At 68.7% G+C, this 22,836-nt stretch carries 21 protein-coding genes; 10 read left to right on the forward strand and 11 right to left on the reverse strand.

Annotated elements, in window-relative coordinates; all coding sequences use genetic code 11:
* Positions 1-87: 87 nt before the first annotated feature.
* Positions 88-3,225: a DUF3427 domain-containing protein gene (locus ACGF8B_RS21270; RefSeq protein WP_392740691.1), complete on the forward strand. Its 3,138-nt coding sequence runs from the start codon at positions 88-90 to the stop codon at positions 3,223-3,225.
* On the opposite strand, the gene ACGF8B_RS21275 is transcribed toward ACGF8B_RS21270, so the two are convergent.
* Positions 3,222-4,205 (reverse strand): YDG/SRA domain-containing protein, encoded by a 984-nt coding sequence (locus ACGF8B_RS21275; protein WP_392740693.1) that lies wholly within the window; start codon positions 4,203-4,205, stop codon positions 3,222-3,224. The two genes, ACGF8B_RS21270 and ACGF8B_RS21275, sit on opposite strands and share 4 nt — an antisense overlap.
* A gap of 572 nt (positions 4,206-4,777) precedes the next feature.
* Between ACGF8B_RS21275 and ACGF8B_RS21280 the strand changes: the two genes are divergently transcribed.
* From ACGF8B_RS21280 to ACGF8B_RS21295, 4 genes are all read left to right on the forward strand, one after another.
* Positions 4,778-5,089, forward strand: a complete 312-nt coding sequence (locus ACGF8B_RS21280; protein ID WP_365463113.1) for a metalloregulator ArsR/SmtB family transcription factor — start codon at positions 4,778-4,780, stop codon at positions 5,087-5,089.
* Positions 5,090-5,403: 314 nt separating this feature from the next.
* A complete protein-coding gene (locus ACGF8B_RS21285) occupies positions 5,404-6,618 on the forward strand; it encodes an MFS transporter (protein ID WP_392740695.1) in 1,215 nt (404 codons plus the stop codon).
* A 367-nt stretch (positions 6,619-6,985) separates the two neighbouring features.
* Positions 6,986-7,894 carry a hypothetical protein gene (locus tag ACGF8B_RS21290; protein WP_392740698.1) on the forward strand — a complete coding sequence of 303 codons (909 nt, stop codon included), beginning with the start codon at positions 6,986-6,988 and terminating at the stop codon, positions 7,892-7,894.
* Positions 7,895-8,041: 147 nt separating this feature from the next.
* On the forward strand, positions 8,042-8,521 hold the full coding sequence (locus tag ACGF8B_RS21295; protein ID WP_392740701.1) for a GNAT family N-acetyltransferase: 480 nt from the start codon (positions 8,042-8,044) through the stop codon (positions 8,519-8,521).
* A gap of 180 nt (positions 8,522-8,701) precedes the next feature.
* Here ACGF8B_RS21295 and cpt read toward each other — a convergent pair whose 3' ends face one another.
* A complete protein-coding gene (cpt, locus tag ACGF8B_RS21300) occupies positions 8,702-9,223 on the reverse strand; it encodes a chloramphenicol phosphotransferase CPT (RefSeq protein WP_392741021.1) in 522 nt (173 codons plus the stop codon).
* A 212-nt stretch (positions 9,224-9,435) separates the two neighbouring features.
* On the opposite strand from cpt, the gene ACGF8B_RS21305 reads away from it, so the two are divergent.
* Positions 9,436-9,783: a hypothetical protein gene (locus ACGF8B_RS21305; RefSeq protein ID WP_392740703.1), complete on the forward strand. Its 348-nt coding sequence runs from the start codon at positions 9,436-9,438 to the stop codon at positions 9,781-9,783.
* A gap of 205 nt (positions 9,784-9,988) precedes the next feature.
* Positions 9,989-10,543, forward strand: a complete 555-nt coding sequence (locus tag ACGF8B_RS21310; protein ID WP_392740706.1) for an NADPH-dependent FMN reductase — start codon at positions 9,989-9,991, stop codon at positions 10,541-10,543.
* A 241-nt stretch (positions 10,544-10,784) separates the two neighbouring features.
* Here ACGF8B_RS21310 and ACGF8B_RS21315 read toward each other — a convergent pair whose 3' ends face one another.
* Positions 10,785-11,624 (reverse strand): alpha/beta fold hydrolase, encoded by an 840-nt coding sequence (locus tag ACGF8B_RS21315; protein ID WP_392740709.1) that lies wholly within the window; start codon positions 11,622-11,624, stop codon positions 10,785-10,787.
* A 137-nt stretch (positions 11,625-11,761) separates the two neighbouring features.
* Between ACGF8B_RS21315 and ACGF8B_RS21320 the strand changes: the two genes are divergently transcribed.
* Complete coding sequence (locus ACGF8B_RS21320) at positions 11,762-12,358, forward strand: MepB family protein (RefSeq protein WP_392740712.1); 597 nt, start codon at positions 11,762-11,764, stop codon at positions 12,356-12,358.
* An 85-nt stretch (positions 12,359-12,443) separates the two neighbouring features.
* Here ACGF8B_RS21320 and ACGF8B_RS21325 read toward each other — a convergent pair whose 3' ends face one another.
* The 3 genes from ACGF8B_RS21325 to ACGF8B_RS21335 all read right to left on the reverse strand — a co-directional run bounded on the left by ACGF8B_RS21325 (position 12,444) and on the right by ACGF8B_RS21335 (position 15,565).
* The gene (locus tag ACGF8B_RS21325; protein WP_392740714.1) at positions 12,444-13,019 is read right to left on the reverse strand and encodes a hypothetical protein; all 576 of its coding nucleotides are present in this window, start codon (positions 13,017-13,019) and stop codon (positions 12,444-12,446) included.
* Positions 13,020-13,160: 141 nt separating this feature from the next.
* Positions 13,161-13,736 carry a TetR family transcriptional regulator gene (locus tag ACGF8B_RS21330; protein ID WP_392740716.1) on the reverse strand — a complete coding sequence of 192 codons (576 nt, stop codon included), beginning with the start codon at positions 13,734-13,736 and terminating at the stop codon, positions 13,161-13,163.
* Between the two features lie 215 nt (positions 13,737-13,951).
* Positions 13,952-15,565: an MFS transporter gene (locus ACGF8B_RS21335; RefSeq protein ID WP_392740717.1), complete on the reverse strand. Its 1,614-nt coding sequence runs from the start codon at positions 15,563-15,565 to the stop codon at positions 13,952-13,954.
* Between the two features lie 238 nt (positions 15,566-15,803).
* On the opposite strand from ACGF8B_RS21335, the gene ACGF8B_RS21340 reads away from it, so the two are divergent.
* Positions 15,804-16,106: a hypothetical protein gene (locus ACGF8B_RS21340; RefSeq protein WP_392740720.1), complete on the forward strand. Its 303-nt coding sequence runs from the start codon at positions 15,804-15,806 to the stop codon at positions 16,104-16,106.
* Between the two features lie 112 nt (positions 16,107-16,218).
* Here the strand turns inward: ACGF8B_RS21340 and ACGF8B_RS21345 are convergent, their stop codons facing one another.
* Positions 16,219-17,610: a DUF445 domain-containing protein gene (locus tag ACGF8B_RS21345; RefSeq protein ID WP_392740722.1), complete on the reverse strand. Its 1,392-nt coding sequence runs from the start codon at positions 17,608-17,610 to the stop codon at positions 16,219-16,221.
* A 146-nt stretch (positions 17,611-17,756) separates the two neighbouring features.
* Here ACGF8B_RS21345 and ACGF8B_RS21350 point away from each other — a divergent pair, with 146 nt between their 5' ends.
* A complete protein-coding gene (locus ACGF8B_RS21350; protein WP_392740725.1) occupies positions 17,757-19,016 on the forward strand; it encodes a GDSL-type esterase/lipase family protein in 1,260 nt (419 codons plus the stop codon).
* Between the two features lie 130 nt (positions 19,017-19,146).
* Here the strand turns inward: ACGF8B_RS21350 and ACGF8B_RS21355 are convergent, their stop codons facing one another.
* The 4 genes from ACGF8B_RS21355 to ACGF8B_RS21370 all read right to left on the reverse strand — a co-directional run bounded on the left by ACGF8B_RS21355 (position 19,147) and on the right by ACGF8B_RS21370 (position 22,718).
* Positions 19,147-19,869: a DUF1707 domain-containing protein gene (locus ACGF8B_RS21355; RefSeq protein ID WP_392740728.1), complete on the reverse strand. Its 723-nt coding sequence runs from the start codon at positions 19,867-19,869 to the stop codon at positions 19,147-19,149.
* A 107-nt stretch (positions 19,870-19,976) separates the two neighbouring features.
* Entirely contained in the window at positions 19,977-20,963 is a 987-nt protein-coding gene (locus ACGF8B_RS21360; RefSeq protein WP_392740731.1) for an ATP-binding cassette domain-containing protein, read from the reverse strand.
* Positions 20,964-20,995: 32 nt separating this feature from the next.
* Positions 20,996-21,898 carry an ABC transporter permease gene (locus tag ACGF8B_RS21365; protein WP_392741023.1) on the reverse strand — a complete coding sequence of 301 codons (903 nt, stop codon included), beginning with the start codon at positions 21,896-21,898 and terminating at the stop codon, positions 20,996-20,998.
* Between the two features lie 19 nt (positions 21,899-21,917).
* Complete coding sequence (locus ACGF8B_RS21370) at positions 21,918-22,718, reverse strand: ABC transporter permease (RefSeq protein ID WP_392740734.1); 801 nt, start codon at positions 22,716-22,718, stop codon at positions 21,918-21,920.
* Between the last annotated feature and the right edge of the window lie 118 nt (positions 22,719-22,836).

Genomic DNA, 22,836 nt, shown 5'->3' on the forward strand with positions numbered 1-22,836 from the left:
CCAGTGCAAGGGCGCAGGCGGCCGGTGGTTTGTCAGCCCCGCTTGATACAACTGCATGCATAGCTGGTGAGATGAGGAGATCCCGTCATGCCCAACGAAATGGCAGGCAACGCGGCTCCGGTCGCTGGGCTGTACGAGACGCTGATCACCCAACGCCTCGAAGATCGCATGAAGCAGTTCGACTCCGCGGGCTGGCGCTCCATCGACGAGGTGGTTGGCGCTGAATCTGCGCCAACCGTGCTGACCCGTCACATCGCGAACGTTGTACGAAGGGTCCTCCAGGGCCTCTCACCTGCGGAGCAGGTAGTCGCAGCGAACCACATCCTGGATTCGCTCAGCACCATCGAAGGCGCGACCGAGTGGGTCGATCTCGTCCTCGAAGGCCCAAGGCAGTTGCTCGCAGTCGCAGAGCAAGCAGCTCCTGGTGTGTACGCAATTCGCCCGGCGACGCCCCTCTCCGAGACGGCGCTGATCACAAATTCCCCCGAAGACCCGAGCCTGGGATTTGAACTGCGAGCCGAGCTGGCCACAGCAGACCGCGTTGATCTCCTCTGCGCCTTCGTGAAGTGGCATGGGCTCCGAGTCCTTGAGCAGTCGCTCTCCTCCGCGCGCGAGCGCGGCATCCCCATCCGCGTGCTGACCACTACCTACATCGGAGCAACCGAGCGTCGTGCGCTGGACCGCCTGGTCCGTGAATTTGGTGCTGAGGTGAAGGTCAACTACGAGCTTCGCTCGACGCGTCTGCACGCCAAGGCATGGCTCTTCCGTCGCAGTAGTGGTTTCGATACGGCGTACGTAGGCAGCTCGAACCTGTCCAAGGCCGCATTGCTCGACGGGCTCGAATGGAACGTGCGGCTCTCGTCGGTTGCCACCCCCGCGGTCATCCGCAAGTTCGAGGCAACATTTGATGCGTACTGGAGCGAGCGCTCCTTCGAGCCATACGACCCCGACAGCGATGCATCACGACTCGACGAAGCGCTCGCACAGGCTGGCGGGTCCAGCCGGAACGGAAGCCCCGCCATCACACTCTCTGGACTTGAGGTTCGTCCCTACCCCCACCAGCGCGACATGCTTGAACGCCTCGAAGTAGAACGCATCGTCCACAACCGGCACCGCAACCTCCTCGTTGCCGCGACCGGAACGGGTAAGACCGTGATGGCAGCCTTGGACTTCAAGCGCCTGCGGCAGACGCTAGGCCGCGACCCACGTCTGCTCTTCGTCGCGCACCGCAAAGAGATCTTGGAACAGTCTCTGCGCGTCTACCAGAACGTATTGGTGGACGCGAACTTCGGCGAGCTCTTCGTCGGAGGAGAGATCCCCGATAACTGGACGCACGTCTTCGGTAGCGTCCAGTCGCTCAACTCACGTGCTCTGGACCGCCTCGCTCCAGACCACTTCGATGTCATCGTGATCGACGAGTTCCACCACGGCACGTCCCCGACGTACCGGAGAATCCTGGATCACTTCGATCCGCAGGAGCTCCTCGGTCTCACTGCAACCCCGGAGCGCATGGATGGGCTGAACATCCAGGACGAGTTCTTTGACGGTCGGATCGCCGCAGAGATGCGCCTCTGGGAAGCTCTAGAGAACGACCTGCTCAGCCCCTTCCACTACTTCGGCGTCACCGACAACACTGACATGAGCGCAATCGCCTGGAAGCGTGGAGCGTACGACGTCGGGGACCTCAGCAACCTCTTCACCGGCAATGACGCACGAGCCAGGCTCGTCGTGCAAGCCGTGAAGGACAAGGTTGCTGACCCAGGCTCGATGCGTGCCTTGGGCTTCTGCGTGTCAGTCGCACATGCAGTCTTCATGGCCGACTTCTTCCGTCGAGCCGGCCTCAACGCGGTCGCGCTGTCCGGCGAGACCCCGCGCCATGAACGCAAAGACGCCCTGGACCGGCTCAGAACAGGAACAGTCCAAGTCATCTTCTCTGTTGACCTGTTCAATGAGGGGCTAGACATCCCGGACGTCGACACCCTACTTCTCCTGCGCCCCACTTCCAGTGCCACAGTGTTCCTCCAGCAAATGGGGCGAGGCCTGCGGCGGACCGAGGACAAGGCTGTCCTCACTGTCCTGGACTTCATCGGTCAGCACCGCAAGGAATTCCGCTTCGAGGAGCAGTTCCGCGCGCTGACCAATCTCACCCGCAACCGTCTGCTCACCAACATCGAGAACGATTTCCCACAGCTGCCCTCTGGCTGCCAGATCATCCTTGAGTCGAAGGCCAAAGATCTGATCATTGACAACATCCGTAGCCAGATCAGTGTTAACGTCACTCAGCTCGCCCGCGAGGTCGCCGACTACGCCGAGCCTCGGATCGCCCAGTACCTCCAGGAGAGCCGCCGCGAGCTCAAGGAGTTGTACCGGGGCAGCGGGAGCTGGACGGGTCTGCTCCGCAGAGCAAAGCTACTCCCCGATTCCGGGCCAGCCGGAGAATCCTCACTGCTGAAGCGCGTCTCAGCCTTTCTTCACGTCGATGATCCACTTCGAGTCGCCGCGTACAGCAAGCTCCTCACCAGCGATGCCCCCGAGTACAGCGATCTCAGCGAGCAAGAGCAGGCGTTCGCCCGGATGTTCTTCTTCTCGCTGTGGCCACTGGGCGGCGGCTTCAGCAGCTACCAGGAGGGATTCGACACCCTCCGCCCACAACACGCCTTCCGCGACGAGCTCCGCCAGGTCCTCGCTCACGTCCTAGACCAGGCCAACCACGTGCCCGTCCCGCTGCTCGGCGAGCACGCGAGCCTGCCACTGTCAGTGCACGCCTCGTACAGCCGGGAAGAGATCCTTCCCGCGCTCGGCCAGTCCCACGTAGGCGGCTTCATGCCGGGGCACTTCCGGGAAGGCGTGAAATGGTGCGAGAAAATCCAAACCGATGCACTGCTCATCACGCTCGAAAAGGACGAGAAGGACTTTTCTCCGGAGACTCGCTACAAGGACTACGCACGGAACGAGCATCTGTTCCACTGGGAGTCCCAGAACCAGACCTCGGAAACGTCTCCCACTGGCATCCGCTACCAGACCCACAAGGAGAAGGGCACCCATGTCCTCCTCTTCGTCCGGCGCTACAAGAAGACGGACATCAGCGGACCCCAGCCATGGATGCTCCTTGGCCCCGCCGAGTATGTCGAACACGAGGGCAGCAAGCCCATGGGCATTGTTTGGAAACTCCAGCACGAGATGCCAGCCGACGTGTGGACATACTCGGCAATCGCCGTGGGTTAGCCGTCCAGGTCACCTATGCGCCAGAAGCGGCGGTGCGCTCGCAGGAAGCGTTTCCTGACACGGTGCTGCTCCACCATCCGCAACGGAACTGACCGCAAAGTGAGACCTGCTGCATAGCGATCCACAACATGAAAGTCATCGGTCAGGTAGAGGGCGCCACGATCGAGTCTCACATGACAGTTGGGGCATAGGCACAGCACGTTTCCTTCGACATCGGGACCTCCGGCCGAGCCCCCAAGTGCCTGTATGTGTGCACCCTCGGCATAGCTCTTACCCTCCGCCCCAACTGTCAACGCTAGGCCACAAATCTGACACGTGTACTCATGCCAGCGCTTGACCCGGCGGACAACGGCCGTGTCTCGGACGATACGTTCGACCGTGGTCACCCTTCGCTGCGTGGCCGCCTCAGAGGCATCAGCACCGTTCTGATCGACAACGCCCCGTCCCTGCTGGTCGAGGATGTCTCGGACTTGCTGCTCAACAGGCGTCAGTTCCTGTGTTTCAGCCGGGTGGCGACGCAGCCTAAATCGACAGATCCGGAAGCCTGCCTTGCCAATTTCGGTCCACTCCTCGACAACCTCGTAGAGACCGTCATATCGGTACCCGCTCGCAGGCGAGTAGTCCAGTTCCCCGTCACTTCCTCGAATTACGCGTATAGGGTTTGCCGATATTCGACTTCTTCGCAGACTTGCATTCCCACGGTTATCCCAAGTCTGATCCTCTATCTGCCGACCAGTATTCCGATCCCGTCCGCCGGCACCTGTATAAACGACCTCGTCCCACTGATCGAGATCGTCTTCATAGCCCTGATTCAGCACGATCGCGTCGGCAGCTCTCTCCTCTTCAGCATCAAGGCCCCACGAGATTCCCGCCTCACGCTCCTTGTGAAGCTTGGCATCCTTAACAGCCTGGCGAGAATCAAAGTGGGCACCCGAGAGAAACCCGTCAACATGTCCGAAGGAAGCTCTGTACGCAGCCATGCGAATATATTTCCGACTATGCGATCATCTTCAATCACTCCTGCCGCATTGCCGCAAAAAGTGGCTTGATGGCGGCGCTGCTTGACCTAAAATCGATCACCGACTGAGCCTGATCCGACGCTTCATCGAGGCCATAGCCGCGCCCTACTGGAGGGAGGGGCAACGAACGACCTTGACTACTCACCCAGCCACCCCGACTCTGAAGTTTGTTTGCACGCGTTCGAGGGCGTCGTGCGGTTCGCACCCGCCAGACGAAACCGATGGAACTTTTGGCGGGATCGGTTGACGAGACTTCGGGCGCCGTACCGACACCATGCACATCATGGGGCTCCATCCGCGACAGCCTGCAGGGAAGCCTGGTCGGCCGCGCGCGAAGCCCGTGAGCCCTCCGCGTCGCCCGTGTGTCGACTGAGACCCGAGCGACCCTAGCCGTGGGCAAGCACCCGAGCAGGGGCATTTACCCCAGGACCTCCGGCCTGCCGGCGTCTCGATGGCCCGGCGGAGGGGATCGCGGCTTGACTTTGCGCTACATATCGCGAAAACTAGATACATTCCTTCGAGAGGTGAATCCAATGGACCCCCTGGCCGTGCACAAGGCGCTCGCCAATCCCGCGCGGCTGCAGTTCATGCAGTGGCTGAGGGAGCCGGAGAAGTACTTCGACGAGGACTCCTACCGGCAGCAGGAGCTCGGATTCCACATCGGAGTGTGCGTCGGCGACATCCAGAAGCGAGCCGGGCTGGCGCAGTCGGTGGTTTCGGGGTATCTACAGACACTGAAGGACGCCGGGCTGCTCATCTCGGAGCGCGTCGGGAAGTGGACGTACTACCGACGCAACGAGCCGGTGATCGCCGAGTTCGCCGCGTACGTTCGTGACGAGCTGTAGTTCACACGGTCCCGAGTAGGGCCAGTCGGGACGTCCTGTTCCGGCAGTTCGGCAAGCCCCCGCCTCTCGCTCGATACCACTGCCATCGCCGGCACCCCGACCCTTCTCTCCTGCGACCACACCATACGAAGCATGCCCCGCGGCGAGGCGACCTCGCCCTCAGCATCCCGTAAGTGACCGCCACCTCAGGGCACTTGATGGCATCCCCGCCAGTCGACCCTTGATCTCGGTCCGCGCTTCGAGGTATCGAAGTCCGCTCCCATGATGCAATGCATCTACTTTTCTAGATTTACTGAAAGGTTCTGATCGTTCCGATGAGAAAGACCCCCCTCACCGTCCTCGTGCTCGCCCTGGGCGTGTTCGGGATCATCACCACCGAGATGGGCATGGTCGGTGTGCTCCCTCAGGTCTCGGCCGAGCTCGGTGTCACGCCGTCCACCGCCGGCTGGCTCGTCGGGGTGTTTGCCCTGGTCATCGCGGTGTCCGGGCCATTCACCACGCTGCTCGCCTCCGGCATCGACCGCAAGAAGGTGCTCGCCGCCGCGATCGCGGTGTTCGCCGTCTCCAACGCTGTCTACGCGCTCACCACGCAGTACGAGGTGATGCTCGCCTTCCGGGTCATTCCCGCGCTCTTCCATCCCGTGTTCTTCGCGGTCGCGCTCGCCACCGCCGCACGGCTGGTGCCGGCGCAGGACGCGACCCGGGCCACGACGACCGTGTTCGCGGGGGTCACCGTCGGCTTCGCGTTCGGTGTGCCGTTGACCTCGTATCTCGCCGAGCACCTGTCGCTGTCTTCGGCCTTCTGGTTCGGTGCGCTCGTCAACCTGGTCGCGTTCCTGGGCATCCTGCGGTTCGTACCGTCGATGCCGGTCGGGCAACGGACGTCCTATGGTGCGCAGTTGAGCATTCTCAAGCGTTCCCGGATGTGGCTGACCATCGCCTCCGTCGTCCTCGTCTTCGCGGCGATGTTCTCGGTCTACGGCTACTTCGCCGAGTACCTGGGCCAGGTCACGCACATGGACGGTACGTGGGTCAGCGCCATGCTGATGGCGTTCGGCATCGTGATGATCCTCGGGAACTTCGCCTTCGGCAGCCTGCTGCGACGCAACCTCGTCCGCACCGTTGTCGCCTACCCGGCGCTGTGTCTGCTGGTCTACGTATTGCTGTACGCCGTCGGCCCGCTGTTCGCGCCCATGGTCCTGGCGGTCCTGGTGTGGGGTGCCGTGCATTCGGGCGGACTCATCGTGAGCCAGAGCTGGCTGGGGCGGGACGCGAGTGACGCGCCGGAGTTCGGGAACAGCCTCTTCATCTCGTTCTCCAACCTCGGCATCACCATCGGCACGGCGGTCGGCGGCTGGGTCCTGGCGGAGTACGGAGCCCGTCAACTCGCCTGGGTCGGCAGCGGATTCGCGGTCGCCGCGCTGATCGTGATGGGTCTGCGGCTGAGCCTCGGGGCGGATCGGAGCGGTGGGCGGCAGGCCGTGCCGTCCGAGCCCGGCGCGGAGGAGCTCGGGGAGGTGGGAGCCTGACGCGACCCGTGGAGGCGGGGCGGCGAGAGGTGATGAGGAGGCGGTCCGGGGCGGTGTGCTCCGGACCGCCTCCTTGCCTCTGCGGGTCCGGGGCACGGTGGGACGCGTCGATGGCGATTCGTCAGGGGCGATCGGTGGCCCGGGACGGGACTGGGGTGCGAGTACGGGTGGTAGGGGTACGGCCAAACGAGTGTCTCGCGTGCCAACTCCGGGGCACACCGCTCCGGCGTTCAGGAGACTGGCGGCCAGTGCTGACGGCGCTTCACGGAACGCCATAGCGTACGGGTGATTTCCGGCCACAACACAACACCCCTTACCCTGCGATACATCGGTCACCAACGGTCGGCCGGGACAGAAGGGCGACAACATGACCTCCGAGACCAACACACTGGTCACCATCGATGCCACAACTACCTTGCTGGAGGCGGAACTTCCCCGACTGGAGCAGCACCAGCAGAGCCTGGAGAAGGAACTCGCGACCGTTACCGAGCGCCTGGAGTCGGTGCGTACCGCGCTGACCGCACTGCGTGCCCTCTCGGCCTCCCCCGCCACCGCCACCGTCACCGCCCCCGCGGTCGAGGACGTCAAGACCGAGGACGCGGGGAGCGCAGCGGCCGCCGAGGCCGGAGCGGAAGACATTCCGGCTGCCCGGATTCCGCAGCAGGCTCAGGATTCCGTGGACTCCGCCGCACAGGCGGAGGCCTCGCAGGAGGAGGCGGCCGCGGCCACCCCCGCGCGCCGCACCGCCCGCAAGGCGCCCGCCGCGCCCAAGGGTCGCAAGCAGGCTGCGGCCAAGCCGAAGACTCCCCGCGGCCAGGCCAAGAAGGCCGCCGCCCAGCCCGTCGAGGAGGTCAAGGACGCCGAGGGCAGCAAGGGCGCCGAGGAGACCGAGGCTGCCGCACCCGCCAAGGCGACGAGGGCGACGAAGGCGACCCGGACGGTCAAGGACACCAAGTCCGCCGCACCGGCCAAGGCGACGAAGGCCGCCAAGCCCGCGAAGGCCCGTGCGCCGAAGAAGGCCGCGGCCACCGCGACCGCGTCGACGTCGGCCCCCGCACCGGCTGCCGACGACAGCGGCAGCCTCACCGAGCTGACCATGAAGGTGCTCGCCGACGCCGGCAACAAGGCGGTCCGTGCCCGTGACGTGACGAAGGCCCTGGGGCGCGAGCTCACCCCCAACGGCATCAACACCGTTCGCAGCACCCTGGACCGGCTCGTCGCCACCTCCCGGGCCCACCGCGCCGGCCGGGGCCTCTACCAGGCCCCCGCGAACTGACCCTCATAGAAGGTGAGTTCGCTGGATGCCCGGTTCCGCCGTTGCGGCGGCGCCGGGCATCCCGGCGTTGTGGACCATGCGACGGCAGGGTCGCCGAAGGCGGATATCCGTTCGATGCGGCGGTGCATCCGCCCTTAGGTTGCGCGCATGTCTTCATCACTGCGACTCGAAAAGATCACGGCGGACAACGTCGAGGCCGCCTGCCGACTGCACGTACGACCCGACCAGGACGGACTCGTGAAGCCGGTCGCCTGGTCACTCGCCCAGGCCTACGCGACCCCCGACATCGCCTGGCCACGGCTGATCCTCGACGGCGAGCGGCCCGTCGGCTTCGTCATGGCCTTCTTCGACGTCCGCTTCTATCCGGACGACCCGGACGACACCAGGCTGCGCTCCGGACTCTGGCGGTTGAACATCGCCGCCGGCCAACAGGGCCGGGGATACGGCCGTTTCGCCGTGGAAGCGGTGTGCGAGGAGATCCGGCGACGGGGACACACGCGGGCGACCGTGAGCTGGGTTCCCGGCGAGCACGGGCCCGAACAGTTCTACTTCAAGCTCGGGTTCCGGCCGACCGGGGAGACGAGCGGGGACCAGGTCGTCGGTGAGCTGGAGCTCGGCGACGCGTAGTGCCGGGGTGCGCCAATTCGGGGTGTGTAGTGCCGGGGTGCGAAGTGGCGGGTCGGCCACGCTGTGATGCGCCCTGCCGTGGTGGGGCGTTCCGTGATGGGGCGTGCTGTGGTGGGGCGTGCTGTGGTGGGGCGTGCTGTGGCCGGAAATGATCAGTGGGGGGTAGTGGGCCGAGCCTCGTCACATGACGTGAGCTGCGATGATCCGCGCACACTCGATGGGCTCGCTCCGTGTCGTGTCCACTTCCAGGTCGTAGGTCACACCCCGGTGGACCGGTTCCGCCTGTGCTGCCGCCATGCCGGGTACGCGATCTCCCCGCGCGATCTCCCGGGCAGCGGCGACGGCGCTCTCGCACCGGACTCCGACCCACAGCACCCCGAGTCCGCCGAGCGCCTTCTGCCACCGTTGCTGGGACTCCGCACCGCCGAGGAACACCTCGTCCACGATGATTCCGGCACCGGCCCGGGCCATCGCGGCGACGCCCTCGATCCATGCCGCCTCCACCGTACGGAACTCCGTGCCGACGACCACCTCGCCGTCCGGGGCGAAATCGATGCCCGCGTCCGACCCGGTCATGGACGGGGGCATCGCCTCGATCAGTGTGTCGACCCCGAACGTCAGCCATGGATCCGGCAACACCGCCTGGAGGCACCGGGCGATGCCTGACTTTCCGGAGCTGGAGCCGCCGTTGAGCACGATCATCTGTGTCTTCACAGAGCCACGGTAAGACCTGGCAGCGGGGGCAGCCGGGCACCTCGGTCAACACAGTGGAACTGGTACATGACCCGCATGGCCGTCGGCAGAACCGATTCAGCAGCTCACGTCCGGGTGACGGAACCCCATACGAGGCCGTCATCGCAGGTCAACGGCTCAGACTTGGGCCGGTTCCGTCCCCCCGTACAAGGAGTTCCCCCATGCGTCTTCGTTCCACCGTCGCTGCCGCCTTCGGCGCGCTCGCGCTGCTCGTCGCCGTTCCGGCCTCGGCCGGCGCGGCCACCGGGGACTTCTCGTACACGTACACCGGTCTCGACGGCTCGCCGCAGGTGGGATTCCTCTTCGACCCGCCGAGCCGGATGTGCATCACGCTGCCCGAGGTCGCCGACCCCAACTCGTCGTACCCCGCCCACACCCCGCAGAACTTCACCGACTCCAGCGCGACCGTTTTCACCGGTCCCGACTGCAAGGGCGACTACTTCACGCTCCGGCCCAACGGCGGCCACGCCAGCAGCCGGCTGAAGCTCCGCTCGGTCGTCTTCAGCTGATCCCGTCGCAAGCCGGCCCCGTCGCAAGCTGATCCCGTCGCGCCGTGAGCACCACGCGACCTCCACCCCGGTACGAGCCGCCCCGCGCCCGTGCCGGGGTGGTGCCGTGCCGGGGGCGCATAGGGGATGAGTATGTCGGCGTGTACGAGGGCGTTTTCGAGTGCTTGTACGGGAATGGGGTGCGGGCTTCGGGGGTTGAACGGGTATGCCGAGACCACCCGTGATCCTTCTGCTGTCCGGAAGCCTGCGCAGCGGTTCCTCCAACGAGACCGTGCTGCGCACCGCGCAGGCCGTGGCTGCCCCGGAGGTGCGGACCGTTCTCTACGGCGGCCTCGCGGCGCTCCCGCACTTCAACCCCGACGACGACACGGACCCGCTGCCGGGGCCGGTGGCGGAGCTGCGTGCGGCCATCGACGGGGCGGATGCCGTTCTGGTCTGTACGCCGGAGTACGCGGGGACCTTGCCGGGGGCGTTCAAGAACCTGCTGGACTGGACGGTCGGCGGCACCGAGATCTGCGACAAGCCGACCGCCTGGGTGAATGCCGCCGCCCCCGGGCGCGGCCAGGGCGCGGAGGCCACGCTGCGTACGGTGCTGGGCTACACCGGCGCGGACATCGTGGAGCCCGCCTGCGTGCGGATCTCCGTGGGCCGCGACGCGGTCGGACCGGACGGGATCATCGCCGATCCGGGCGCCCGCGAGCAGCTGGGGCGGGTGCTCGGGCTGCTGGCGGGGCGGGCCGCGGAGGCCGAGCGAGGGTAGGCGAGGGCCCGCGGAGAGGCCGAGCGAGGGTAGGCGGCCCCGCGGAAAGGGCGAGTCGGGTGGATAGGCTCCCGGAAGCCGAGCGGGGGTGGGCAGGCACCGGTTTCGGACCGTCCGGCCTCCCTGGCTCCCCCTCTCCCCCTCTCCCCCGTCTGCACGCCACCCTTTCTTTCCTCGCAGCTCTGCCTCCCCCCTGCCCCCGCTTCCCCGCCGCGCCCCCGCTTCCGTTCTCGCCCCGTTCTCAGTTCGTCAGTGTGTTTCGCAGTGCCTCGGCGAAGCCCTTCGGGTCGCCGAGGAAGCCGGCGTGGTCGCCGGGGAACTCGACTGGGCGGGTGCCGAGCAGTTCCGCCAGCGCGATGGACGTCCGGTACGTGATCAGGCCCTGCGATTCGGCGCCGACCCCGACGAGGACCCGGGTCGGTGCGGCGGTCAGGGCGGCGATGTCGGGTACGTAGCGGGCGGTGCCCCGCAGATCGTGGCCGAAGAAGCGGGCGCCGTTGGCGAGGTCCTGTTCCGTGGGCTCGCCGAACGGCCCGTCGGGGGCGCTCTCACCGCCCTCCCCGCTTTCCGCGCCCTCCCCACCCTCGGTCACGAATCCGGCGACGGCCATGAACCTCATCCATGCCGCGCCCTGGCCCTCTTTCCGGAAGGTCTCGATGATGTCCTCGGTCAGGGCGCGCTGCTCGGCCGCGTCGGGAAGGATCTCCATGACGGGCGGCTCGTGCGCGACCAGCGTCCGTACCCGGTCGGGGTGCCGGGCGACGAGTGCCAGCCCGGTCACCGCGCCGCCGCTGCTCCCGAACACATCGGCCGAATCGGCCCCGAGCGCGTACAGGATCGCTGCCACGTCGTCCGCCCGCCGGTCGGGCAGGGTGTCCTCGTCGGGGTCGTCGAGGGTGCTGCCGGAGATGCCGCGGGGGTCGTGCGTGACGACGGTGTGGTCGCTCGCGAGCGCGTCCGCCAGCGACGCGAACGCCTCGGCCTCCATGGGCGACCCCATGATCAGCAGGAGCGGTCCCGCGCCGCGCACCTCGTAGTGCAGCTGCGCGCCGGGAACTCGAAGGGTGTGGGTGGCGGTCATGCCGGTGGTCCTTCCTCGATCGGCGCCCCGCGGTCCCGGTGCCGTTGCGTTTGACAGAGGTAGGACTCCGGCCGTCGGAAAAACTCATCGCCTGCCCGAGACACAACGACGAGACAGACACTGACAGAATGGGTGAAATGGCAACACATTCTGCGCCTCCGTCGATGCCCTGGCCGGACGGCCTGCCCCTTCACCCCGATCTCCTCGCGGCGAAGGCACTCGTCTACGACCCGAGCGGACTCGTGTGCTCGCGGCCGGTGCCCGAGGCCGAGAGCGCCGAGTACGGTGCGCACGGGTTCAGCGTGGACGGCTCCGCCGTCAGGTTCCGGGTGGCCCGGACCACCCCGACCAAGGTCGGTCAGTTCGTGACGGTGTGGAAGCGGTCCGCCGACGGCGGGCCGATCCGGCCCTACGACTCCGGGGATCCCGTCGACCTCTTCGTCATCAGCACCCGCGAAACCGGTGACGGCAACGACGGCAACGACGGCCGTGACAGCGGTGACAGCAGTGGTTTCGGGCAGTTCGTGTTTCCGCGGGCGGTGCTCCGCGAGCGGGACATCGTGTCGACGGACGGGGTCGGCGGGAAGCGCGGGTTCCGTGTCTATCCGCCGTGGGTGACGACGACCAACCGCCAGGCCGGCCGGACGCAGGAGTGGCAGGTGGAGTACTTCCTGCCGGTCCCGGGCGGCGAACCGGCCGACCCGGACCGCTGCCGGGCGCTCTACCGTCCTTGACGGGGGTGGGCGGTCCGCCGTCCCTGACGGGGGCGAGTGGCCCGGGGCCGGGGCTGGGTGTGTCGTCCGTGACGGTGGCGGACGGTCAGCGGTAGTCCTCCGGGTGGCCCTGCATCCAGGTGTTGATGCGGTCGCGGGTGCCGATCAGTTCGGATCGGTGCTTCTCCAGGTTGTCCGTGGAGAGGTCGCCGTTCAGCGTCTTGCGCAGGGCGGCGATCCCGGCGATCGGCTCCTTGAAGTGGCCGGGGCCCTTGCCGTCCGCCTTCATGGCCTTGTCCAGGCGGACCAGTTCGTCGTGGACCCGGCCCAGGAAGTAGGCGCAGTTCGACGAACCCGGGGTGCAGTTGTCGTTCAGTGTGGCCTGGAGTCCCGCGAAGGCGTCGCGTACGGCCTCCGGCCTGTTGCGCGCCTCCCCGGCCTCCTCGGATGCCGCCGCCTCCGCACTGGCCCCGTCCTTGGCGTCCTGCGCCACGACGGCCTCGTCGGCGGCCCTGGACGCGGCTGCGGCGTTCACCGACGGCGCCACGTAGGGAACGTCGCCGCCCGGCCCCTGTGAGGTCCCGGCGTCCGAGCAGCCCACCAGGACCGCGCCCAGAACCACCGCCGCGACCACGGCCGTTGCTCCGCCGCGCGCACCTGTACGACTGGAACGGATAGCCATGAGGCCCCCCTCGTCCGGTTGGCCCAGACCATACATGTCCCGCACGCCCACAAGTCCAGGCCTCCCGTCGATCCCGGAGCATCGATCCCGAAGCGTCGATCACGGAGCATCGATCCCGAGGCATCGATCAGGGAACGTCGATCACGGAGCGTCGATCAGGGACTGCAGCGCGGGCGCGTACAGGTCCGCGATGTGTTCGGCGGTGGCGTCCGCGCCGGCGCCTTCGCGGTGGAGGCTGAGGGTGGCGCCGAGGCCGATGAGGTGACCGGCGATCAGTTCGGCGCGCAGGGCGCGTTCACGGCCGGGGAGGCGGGCGGTCAGGGCGTCGGTGACCTGTTCGTGGAAGCGGTCGCGCAGCAGGGAGCGTTCGTCCTGGTTGCCCAGCGAGAAGACGACCCGCAGCAGCGGGTCCGACTGCTGTACGCGGCGGCTCTTCACCAGCGTCAACACCATGTGGCGGCCCAGGGTTCCGAGCGGGGCGTCGAAGAGTTCGGCGGCGGCGGGGCCGAAGTCGGCGACGGTGTTGAAGAGTTCTTCCTTGCGGCCGAAGTGCTTGACCACCAGGGACGGGCTGACTCCTGCGTCGGCCGCGATCCCCCTGATGGTGACCTCGGCGTACGGGCGCTGGGTGAACGCCCGGCGGGCGGCACGCAGGATCGCGTCCTTGCCGCTGCCCGGATCAGCGGCGGACCGGGCGGGGGCCTGAGGAGAGGCCACCGGGGAAGCAGGGACCGGGGAGGAAGCCGCAGGGGAAGAAGAGACCAGGGAAGAAGCCGCCGGGGAAGAAGAGACCGGGGAGGAAGCCGCCGGAGGAGGGGAGGCCGAAGGAGAAGGACCCGAAGGAGGGCCCGACGCCGGGGTCGGGCCCGACGCCGCAGAAGAGTCCGAGGCCGCAGAAGGGCCCGGAGCCGGTGCGGTGGCCTGGCCGCTGGTCATGCGCCCTCCTGGATCGGCATCGTCCGCACACCGTCCTTCCGGTCGCCCGGGACGTCGCGGTTCCCTTCGACCGTACCCGCCCCAACGGTCCCGCCCGCCCCAACAGTCTCGCCCGCCTCGCCGGCCCCGCCCGTCGCTCCCCTGTCGCTCGTCGCTCCCCTGTCGCCCGTCGCTCCCGTCGCAGGGGCACGGCCGCCCGGCAGGCACAGGGTGACCAGCAGCGCCGCCAGTGCCGCGCCCGCCGCGATCAGGAAGACCAGCTGGTACGCGTGGAGCGTCGGGGCCGTTCTGCCGCCCACCCGGAACGTGATGTTGGCGAGGACCGCCGCCACGGTCGCGCTGCAGAACGCCTGCCCGATCGACCGCATCAGTGTGTTGAGGCCGTTGGCCGCGCCGGTCTCGCTCACCGGGACGCCGCGCATGACCAGCGCGGGGAGTGCCGAGTACGCGATGGCCGTGCCCGAGGCGACGACCGTCGCGCCCGCGATGATCAGCCAGAGGTTGTGGCTGGTGAAGTACCGCACCACGTAACCGGAACCGATCACCCCGGCCGCCAGCGCCAGGCTGACCTTCGGGCCGTACTTCGCGGAGATCCGCGCCGAGACCGGTGAGAGCACCACCATCATCACGCCGCCCGGCAGCAGACACAGGCCACTGACGACGAGCGAGGCTCCCAGCCCGTAACCCGTCTCCTTCGGCTCCTGCACCATCTGCGCGGTGACCAGGGAGTTCGCGTAGAAGGCGAAGCCGATCAGCAGGGCGGCGACGTTGGTGAACAGGACCGCGGGGCGGGCCGAGATCCGCAGGTCGACCATGGGTGAGACCACCCGCAGCTCGTACGCGCCCCAGATCAGCGCCACGACGACGGCCGCCACCAGCAGGCCGACCGTACGGCCCGAGGTCCAGCCCCAGCCGGCGCCCTGGGTGACCGCGAGCAGCAGACAGACCAGGGCCCCGGACAGCCCCAGCGCGCCGAGGGCGTCGAAGCGGCCACGGGTACGTCGCGGGGATTCCGGTACGCACCACAGCACCAGCACGATGTCGATGACGCCGATCGCACCCGAGACCCAGAACATGGTGTGCCAGTCGAAGTTCTCGACGACGAGGGCGGCGACCGGCAGCCCGATCGCCGCGCCGATGCCGAGCGTCGAACTCATCAGCGCCACGGCGGACAGCACCCGCTCGGGCGGGAGTTCGTCGCGCAGGATGCTGATGCCCAGCGGCAGAACGGCGAGCGCCGCACCTTGCAGGGCGCGGCCGGTGATCAGTACCCCGATGTGCGAACTGACCGCACACAGCACCGAACCCACCACCAGCACCAGCAGCGAGGCGACGAGCACCCGGCGCTTGCCGTACATGTCGCCGACCCGGCCCAGGACGGGCGTGAAGACGGCGCCGGTGAGCAGAGTGACGGTGACCAGCCAGCTCGCGGCGGCCGGGGTCGCGCCGGTGAGGGCCGGGATGTGCGGGAGCAGCGGGACGACGATCGTCTGCATCACCGCGACCACGACACCGCAGAACGCCAGCACACCGACGGCGAAGCGGGGATGCGGCGCCCGGGCGGCGGGGGTCGTGCTGCCGGTGGTCGGGGCGGGTATGTCCGCTGGCATGGCTCTCCGTACGGTGCTCGGCGGCTGGGGCGTCGTGCGAGGGCGGCGTGCGGGACGTTCGTGCGGCTGCGCCGGGCGGGCGGTGCGGAGGGCACGACGCAGGGGGTGCACGCGTGTTCACCCCCAGGGTAAACGCTTGTGCACCCCCTCGGCGACCGGAATCCCGGACATCGCGTTAGCCTCGAAGCCCCGGGCTCAGGGCCCGGACGACACGGACGAGAAGGCGAAGGTGGCTGCGATGGCGAAGGTTCCGGCAGCGGCGGTGGCGGCGAGCGGGCTGGTCGGCGGGTACGCCGTCGCGCGATGGACCAGGAAGCGGCCGCTGGGCGGGGTCGCACTGGCTGCCGCGGGCACCGTCGCCGCGTACGAGTGGAACCGGCAGGCCGGGCCGCGCGCGGCCGTCGGGCTGACCACGGCGTACGTCGCGGCGTTCGCCGGTTCGCACCCGCTGGCCAAGAAGGTCGGCGCCTGGCCCGCCGTCTTCGCCGTGGCGGGCGGCATGGCCGCCGCGTCCTGGGCGGTCACCCGCCGGACCGCCTGAAGCGCACACGAAGCACAGCGGCAGGGGCGGGGGCTCCGACGAGCCCCCGCCCCTGCCGCTGTGCGAATCTGTCCGGGCTCCGCTGCGCCCGCACAGACCTGTCCGGGCTCCGCTACGCCCCCAGCGCCCACGACACCGTGTAGATCAGCAGCCCCGCCAGCGCGCCCACCACCGTGCCGTTGATCCGGATGAACTGGAGATCGCGGCCGATGTGCGCCTCGATCTTCTTCGACGTCTGGTCCGCGTCCCAGCTCGCGACCGTGTCGCTGATCAGCGAGGTGATGTCCGCGCGGTAGGTCGTGACGACGTAGACCGCCGCGTCCTCCAGCCAGCCGTCCAGCTTCGCCTGCAGCCGTTCGTCCGTCGCCAGCCGCGCCCCCAGCGCCATCAGCGAGGCCCGCGCCCGCAGCCGCAGCTCGCTCTGCTCGTCCTCCGCCGCCGCGATGATCATCGTGCGTACGGACGACCAGGCCGAGGCGATGACGTCCTGGACCTCGCCGCGTCCAAGGATCTCCGACTTCAGCCGCTCCACCCGGGCCCGGGTGTCCGAGTCCGTCTGGAGGTCGGCCGCGAAGTCGGTCAGGAACGTGTCGATCGAGGCACGCGCCGGGTGCCCGGGCATGTCCCGCATCTCCGTGACGAACCGCAGCAGTTCCTTGTAGACCCGCTCCCCGATCCGCTTGTCGACGAACCGCGGCGTCCAGCCCGGGGCCCCGCCCTGCACCGCGTCCATCACCGAATCGCCGTGCAGCACCAGCCAGTCGTGGGCGCGTACGCAGATCAGGTCCACCACCCTGCGGTGGCCGCCGTCCGAGACGATCTTGTCCAGCATCTTGCCGAGGCCCGGCCCGATCTCCACCGCGTCGGCCCGCCGGGTGATGGCCTCGCCCACCACGGCCTGCACATCCGAATCCCGCAGCACCGTCAGCGCCCCGCGCAACGCGGTCGACAGCTCGGCGGTGACCCGGTCCGCATGTTCCGGCTCGGCCAGCCACGCACCGACGCGGCGGCCGACACCGAGTGCGTGGATACGGCCCCGCACGACATCACCGGAGAGAAAATTCTCGCCGACGAAGGAACCCAGCGACGCTCCCAACTGGTCCTTCTTGGTGGGGATAATGGCGGTGTGCGGGATCGGCAGGCCGAGCGGACGCTTGAACAGAGCCGTGACGGCGAACCAGTCGGCCAGCGCACCGACCATCCCCGCCTCGGCGGCCGCGGCGACGAAGCCCGGCCAGCCGCCCACACCCGCGTTCTTCGCCCAGGTGGCGAGTACGTACACGAGCGCGACCAGCAGAAGGAGGCCCGTCGCCGTGGTCTTCATCCGGCGCACACCGCGCCGCTTCTCCTCGTCGGCCGCGGTGTACGCGAACGAGGCGAGCGGGGCGGGCCGGCCGCCGGGCGCCCGCGCCCCGGCACGCTCCTGCTGCCGCGCAGCCTCGCCCCCGGCCTCAGCCCCGGCTCCGGCTCCGGCTCCGGCTCCGGTCCGATCGATCCGTTCCATCCGCTCCACCCGTCCGCGTACGCCTCGCCCCCGGTGTCCCGTAAGCATTGTCCCTGCCTGACCTACTCCCGGGCCGCACGTCGAGTTCCCGAGACCCTGATCCATCATGGGATCAGTCCGATTGATCATGAGGAGACACACCGCCCATGCCCAGGCGCCAGGGGTACGCCCTGCTCATCGCCCTCGTGGCGGGCACCGCCGCGCTCGCCGCCGCCGTGGCGTTCGCCGGCTCCCTGCTGTTCTCCGGCTCCGGCGCCCGGCCGCAGCAGATGGCCGTACCCGACCCGCGCTCCCTGGCCCGTACGCCGGCCGCCGCCGCGCACTCCACCGGCCTCTGGGCCGCGACGTGGACGGCGGCCCCCGTCACCGGTGTCGTCGACTCCTACAACAGCAGCGCGCTCAACCGGCGCACCATCCGTAACGTCGTGCACACCAGCATCGGCGGCGACGCGGCCCGCATCACCCTCTCCAATGCCTTCGGCACCCGCCCGCTGGTCATGGACCGCGTCACCGTGAACACCCGCCCGGTGACGTTCACGGGCGCCCGCACCGTGACCGTGGCGGCCGGTGGGCAGGTCGTCAGCGACCCGGTCGCGACCCCGGTCGCCGCCGACTCCGACCTGGTGGTCACCCTGCGCACCCCCACCGCCCGGGGGCCCGTCACCGTCCACGAGCGCAGCCACCAGACGTCGTACGTGGACACCGCGTGGGGCACGCGGCGGACCGACGGCTGGCGCTACCTCACCGCGGTCGACGTGCACACCCGGACCGCCGCCGGGACGATCGCCGTCATCGGCGACTCGCTCACCGCGGGCACCGGCTCCTCCCTCGACACGAACAGCCGCTGGCCCGATGTCCTCGCCGACCGGCTGGGCGGCCGGTACGGGGTGGCCAACGCGGGCATCGCGGGCAACCGCATCCTGCGCGACGGACGCGACGGACACGGCGTACAGGCGAGCGCCCGCTTCGACCGCGACGTGCTGGACGTCGCCGGAGTGAAGACCGTCGTCATCGCGCTCGGCATCAACGACGTGCAGCAGTCCCCGCAGGAGACCGACCCGCGGCGCATCGCGGACGGCCTGCGCGCCATGACCCTGCGCGCCCACGCCCGCGGACTCCAGGTCGCCGGGGCGACGCTGATGCCGTACGAGGGGTACGCCACCTGGACGCCCGCGGGCAACGACGTACGGGAACGGGTCAACGCGCTGATCCGGGCGGGCGGGATCTTCGACTCCGTCATCGACTTCGACGCGGCGGCCCGTGACCCCCACCGCCCGACACGGCTCCTGCCGGCCCACGACAGCGGCGACCACCTCCACCTGAACGACGCGGGATACCGGCTGCTGGGCTCCCTGGTGGACCTGCCGACTCCGGCGTACGAGCAGCCCCGGTCCGACCAGCTCTGACGCTCGGCTCCGACGGGCGGCGCAGTCCGACGGGGACGGCTCGACAGAGCAGCTCAGCCCGACAAGCAGCTCGACGGGGCAGCTCAGCCCGACAAGCAGCTCAACGGGGCAGCTCAGCCCGACAGACGGCTCAGTCCGACGGCCCCTTCTCCAGCCGGCCGCGGCCACGTCCGTGTCCGCTCCCGTGCTCCCCGTCCAGCTCCTGCTGCCGCTCCCGCAGCCGTCCCAGCTCCGCGTCCCGCAGCCGCTGCTTCTCCGCCTTGCTCCGCTTGTGCTCCACACCGACGCCGCCCATCAGCGCGAAGCCGGTGATCCGCACCCGGGGGGAGTCCGGCGACGGGACGCCCTCGTCCTTCGAGCGCTCCCCGAAACCGCCCATGAAGCCGAAGCCCCGGACGTCGACGTTCAGCTCGGGCGGAACCGTCACCTGGATCCCGCCCATGATCGTGATGCAGCGGATGACCACCTCGCGGTCCTCGAAATTCGCCTCGCGCAGATCGATCTCGCCGCCGCCCCACATCGCGAACGCGGTGAACTTGCGGCCCACCGTCCAGTTCCCCCGCCGGCCGAATCCGCCCCACATCGCGAACGCACCGCTGGACGTCGCGGGCTTGCCGATCCGGTCCGCCCACCGCTTCTGCGATCCGGTCCGTGCCGGAGCCGCCCCCACCGGCGCCACCGCCGCGCCCGGCGCCGGAAGATCCCGTACCAGCGGTTCCAACTCCCCGTGCGTACAGGCCTTGTAGGTCGCTTCGAGCCGCTGCTCGAACTCCGCCATCTCCAGCCGGCCCTCGGCAACCGCCTCGCGCAGGGTCTCGGCGACACGCTCACGCTCGGAATCGGAAGCACGCATTTCCGGAAGGTCACTTGTCATACCGCGCAGCCTATTGAACGTCCGCGCGTCCGTCCCAGCCCTACGCGCCCCGACCGGGCACCTACATGCCATCCCACCCCATACCGCTACATGCCGCCGGCCGACTCATACATCTTCGCGATCACGGCCTCGATGTCCGGCTCCCGCACCGAGAGGTCGACCAGCGGGTAGTCCGCGGCGATCCGGGCGACCAGCGGAGCGGCCGACTCCGAGGCCGGGAAGGCCAGCCACTGCCGCGGGCCCTCCACCTTCACCGTACGGACCGAGGGTGTCGACTCCAGCCGGATCGGCGGAAGTTGGCGCTCCAGATCGACCACCAGCGTCCGCTCGCTCTCCCCCACCTCGTGCAGACCGGCGAGAGCCCCGTCGTACATCAGACGGCCGTGGTCGATCACCATCACCCGCTTGCAGAGCTGCTCGATGTCCGTCAGATCATGGGTGGTGAGCAGCACCGTAGTGCCGCGTTCGGCGTTCAGGTCCCGCAGGAAGCCGCGGACCTTCGACTTGGAGACGACGTCCAGCCCGATCGTCGGCTCGTCCAGATACAGCACCTCGGGATCGTGCAGCAGCGCCGCCGCGATGTCACCGCGCATCCGCTGCCCCAACGACAACTGCCGCACCGGAGTGTCCAACAGCTCGCCCAGATCGAGGAGTTCGACACAACGGCCCAGGTTCTCCCGGTACCGCGCGTCGGGAATCCGGTACATCCGGTGCATCAGCCGGTACGAGTCGCGCAGCGGCAGATCCCACCACAACGTGGTGCGCTGGCCGAACACCACACCGATCCGGTGCGCCAGCCTCGTACGCTCCCGCGACGGGTCGATGCCCGCCACGCGCAGCCGGCCACCGCTCGGGGTGAGGATGCCGGTCAGCATCTTGATCGTGGTCGACTTCCCGGCACCGTTCGGGCCGATGTAACCGACCATCTCGCCGCGCGCCACGCGGAAGCTGATCGAATCGACCGCCCGTACCTGCCGACGTTCACTGCGCATGAATCCGGTCTTGCGACGCACGTCGAAGACCTTCTCCACCTGGTCGAGCTCGATGAAGCCGGAGGGGGTTTCCGCGTCCATGTCCGGTGACCTGTCCCGTTCGTAGTGGTGGATCAACTTCCTGTACTGCGGTACGCGCGCAGCCCCGAGCGCCAGCCCAGCCCGGCCGGCAGCCAGCACAGACCCGCCACCACCGGGGGCAGGAACGCCACCCAGACCGGCAGATCCAGCGGATAGTCCCGGCCCAGCACGTACAGCGCGGGCAGCCAGTTCACGAAGGCCAGCGGCACCACGAACGTCACCCCGCGCACCAGGTCCTTCGCGAAGACCGACGGCGGGTACTGGAGCAGTGTGTTCCCGCCGTACGTGAAGGCGTTCTGCACCTGCGAGGCGTCCTGCGCGACGAACTGGAACGCCGCCCCCGCCACGAACAGCGCCCCGAAGACCGCCGCCCCGCTCAGCAGCATCATCGGCATCAGGGCCACCTTCAGCGGCGTCCACTCGATGTCCAGCGCCACCAGCGCGTACCCCAGCACCAGCACCCCCTGGAGCACCCGCCCCAGCCTGCGCAGCGCGAACCGGTCCGCCGCCACCTGGGCGAGCACCGGCACCGGCCGCACCAGCAACGTGTCCAGCGTGCCGTCACGCACCCGCGCGCCCAGCCGGTCCATCGAACCCAGCAGCAGATCGGCGAGACCGAACGCGGTGCCCGACACCCCGTACAGCAGGGCGATCTCGGGCAGTGTGTAGCCGCCCAGCCGGTCCACGTGCGAGAACATCAGCAGGATCGCGACGAAGTCGAAGGCGGTCGCCGCGAAGTTCCCGAACGCCGTCATGGCGAACGAGGCGCGGTAGGCCATCGTCGAGCGCAGCCACATCATCGCGATCAGCCCGTACGCCCTGATCCCCTCGACGAACCGGGGCCGCTCGGCGAACACCACGTCGGGCCAGTCCGCGGCACGGCCGCCAGGACCGTCCGCGGAACTGCCGCCAGGACCGTCCGCCGCCCCGGCCACCTCCACCGCTCCGGTCGTGTCAGCCACCCTGGACCACCACCCTCCTCGTCGCCACCGACTGCACCATCCGCCCCACCAGCAACAGCGCCAGCGCCCAGCCGGCCTGGAAGGCGTACGCCCTCGCCAGCTCCCAGCCCGGGTACTTGCCGAGGAACACATCGACCGGCACCTGGAGCAGCGACGACCACGGCAGCGCCCGCGCGACGTCCCCCAGCACCCCGGGGAACAACGTCAGCGGAAGCAGCATCCCGGAGAAGAACATCCCGGCCAGCCAGGCCATCTGCGCCGTCCCCGCCCCGTCCAGCAGCCAGAACGCGGAGAGCGCCACCAGATAGCGGATCGCGAAGCTCACCACGACGCCGAGCCCCACCGACACCAGGAAGGCAAGCCAGACCCCCGGCGAGGAGGGCAGCGCCAGATCGAAGGCGAGCGAACCCACCAGCATCGGTACGATGCCCCGCCCCAGCAGATGGAACGCGGCCCGGCCCAGATCGCCCGCCAGCCACCACAGTTGGAGATCGGCGGGCCGGTAGAGATCGACCGCGATGTCGCCGGTCCGGATCCGCTCGATCAGCTCGTCCTCGAAACCGCCGCCCATCATGGAACAGGTCATCAGCAGCGCCTGCCCCAGCCAGACATAGCTGAGCGCCTGCGACATGTCGTATCCACCGAGCTGCGGCCGCTCGTCCCACAACGCCACATAGGTGTACGCCAGGATGAACCCGAAGACGGTGTTGGTGAAGACTCCGGCCGCCGTGGCGGTCCGGTAGGTGGCGTAGCGCCGGAACTGTCCCGCCGCCACTACCGCGTAAAGCCGCACCGCACACCCCCCATCGCCGGGTGCCCAACGGCTTTGGACACCAAAGCGCAAGACCCTAGTCCAGCGGGGACAGCCGCCGCGACCGCTTTTCGGGGGCCGATTCGGGGTCGATCCGGCG

The sequence above is a fragment of the Streptomyces sp. NPDC047917 genome (assembly GCF_043204345.1).
GTDB lineage: Bacteria > Actinomycetota > Actinomycetes > Streptomycetales > Streptomycetaceae > Streptomyces > Streptomyces sanglieri.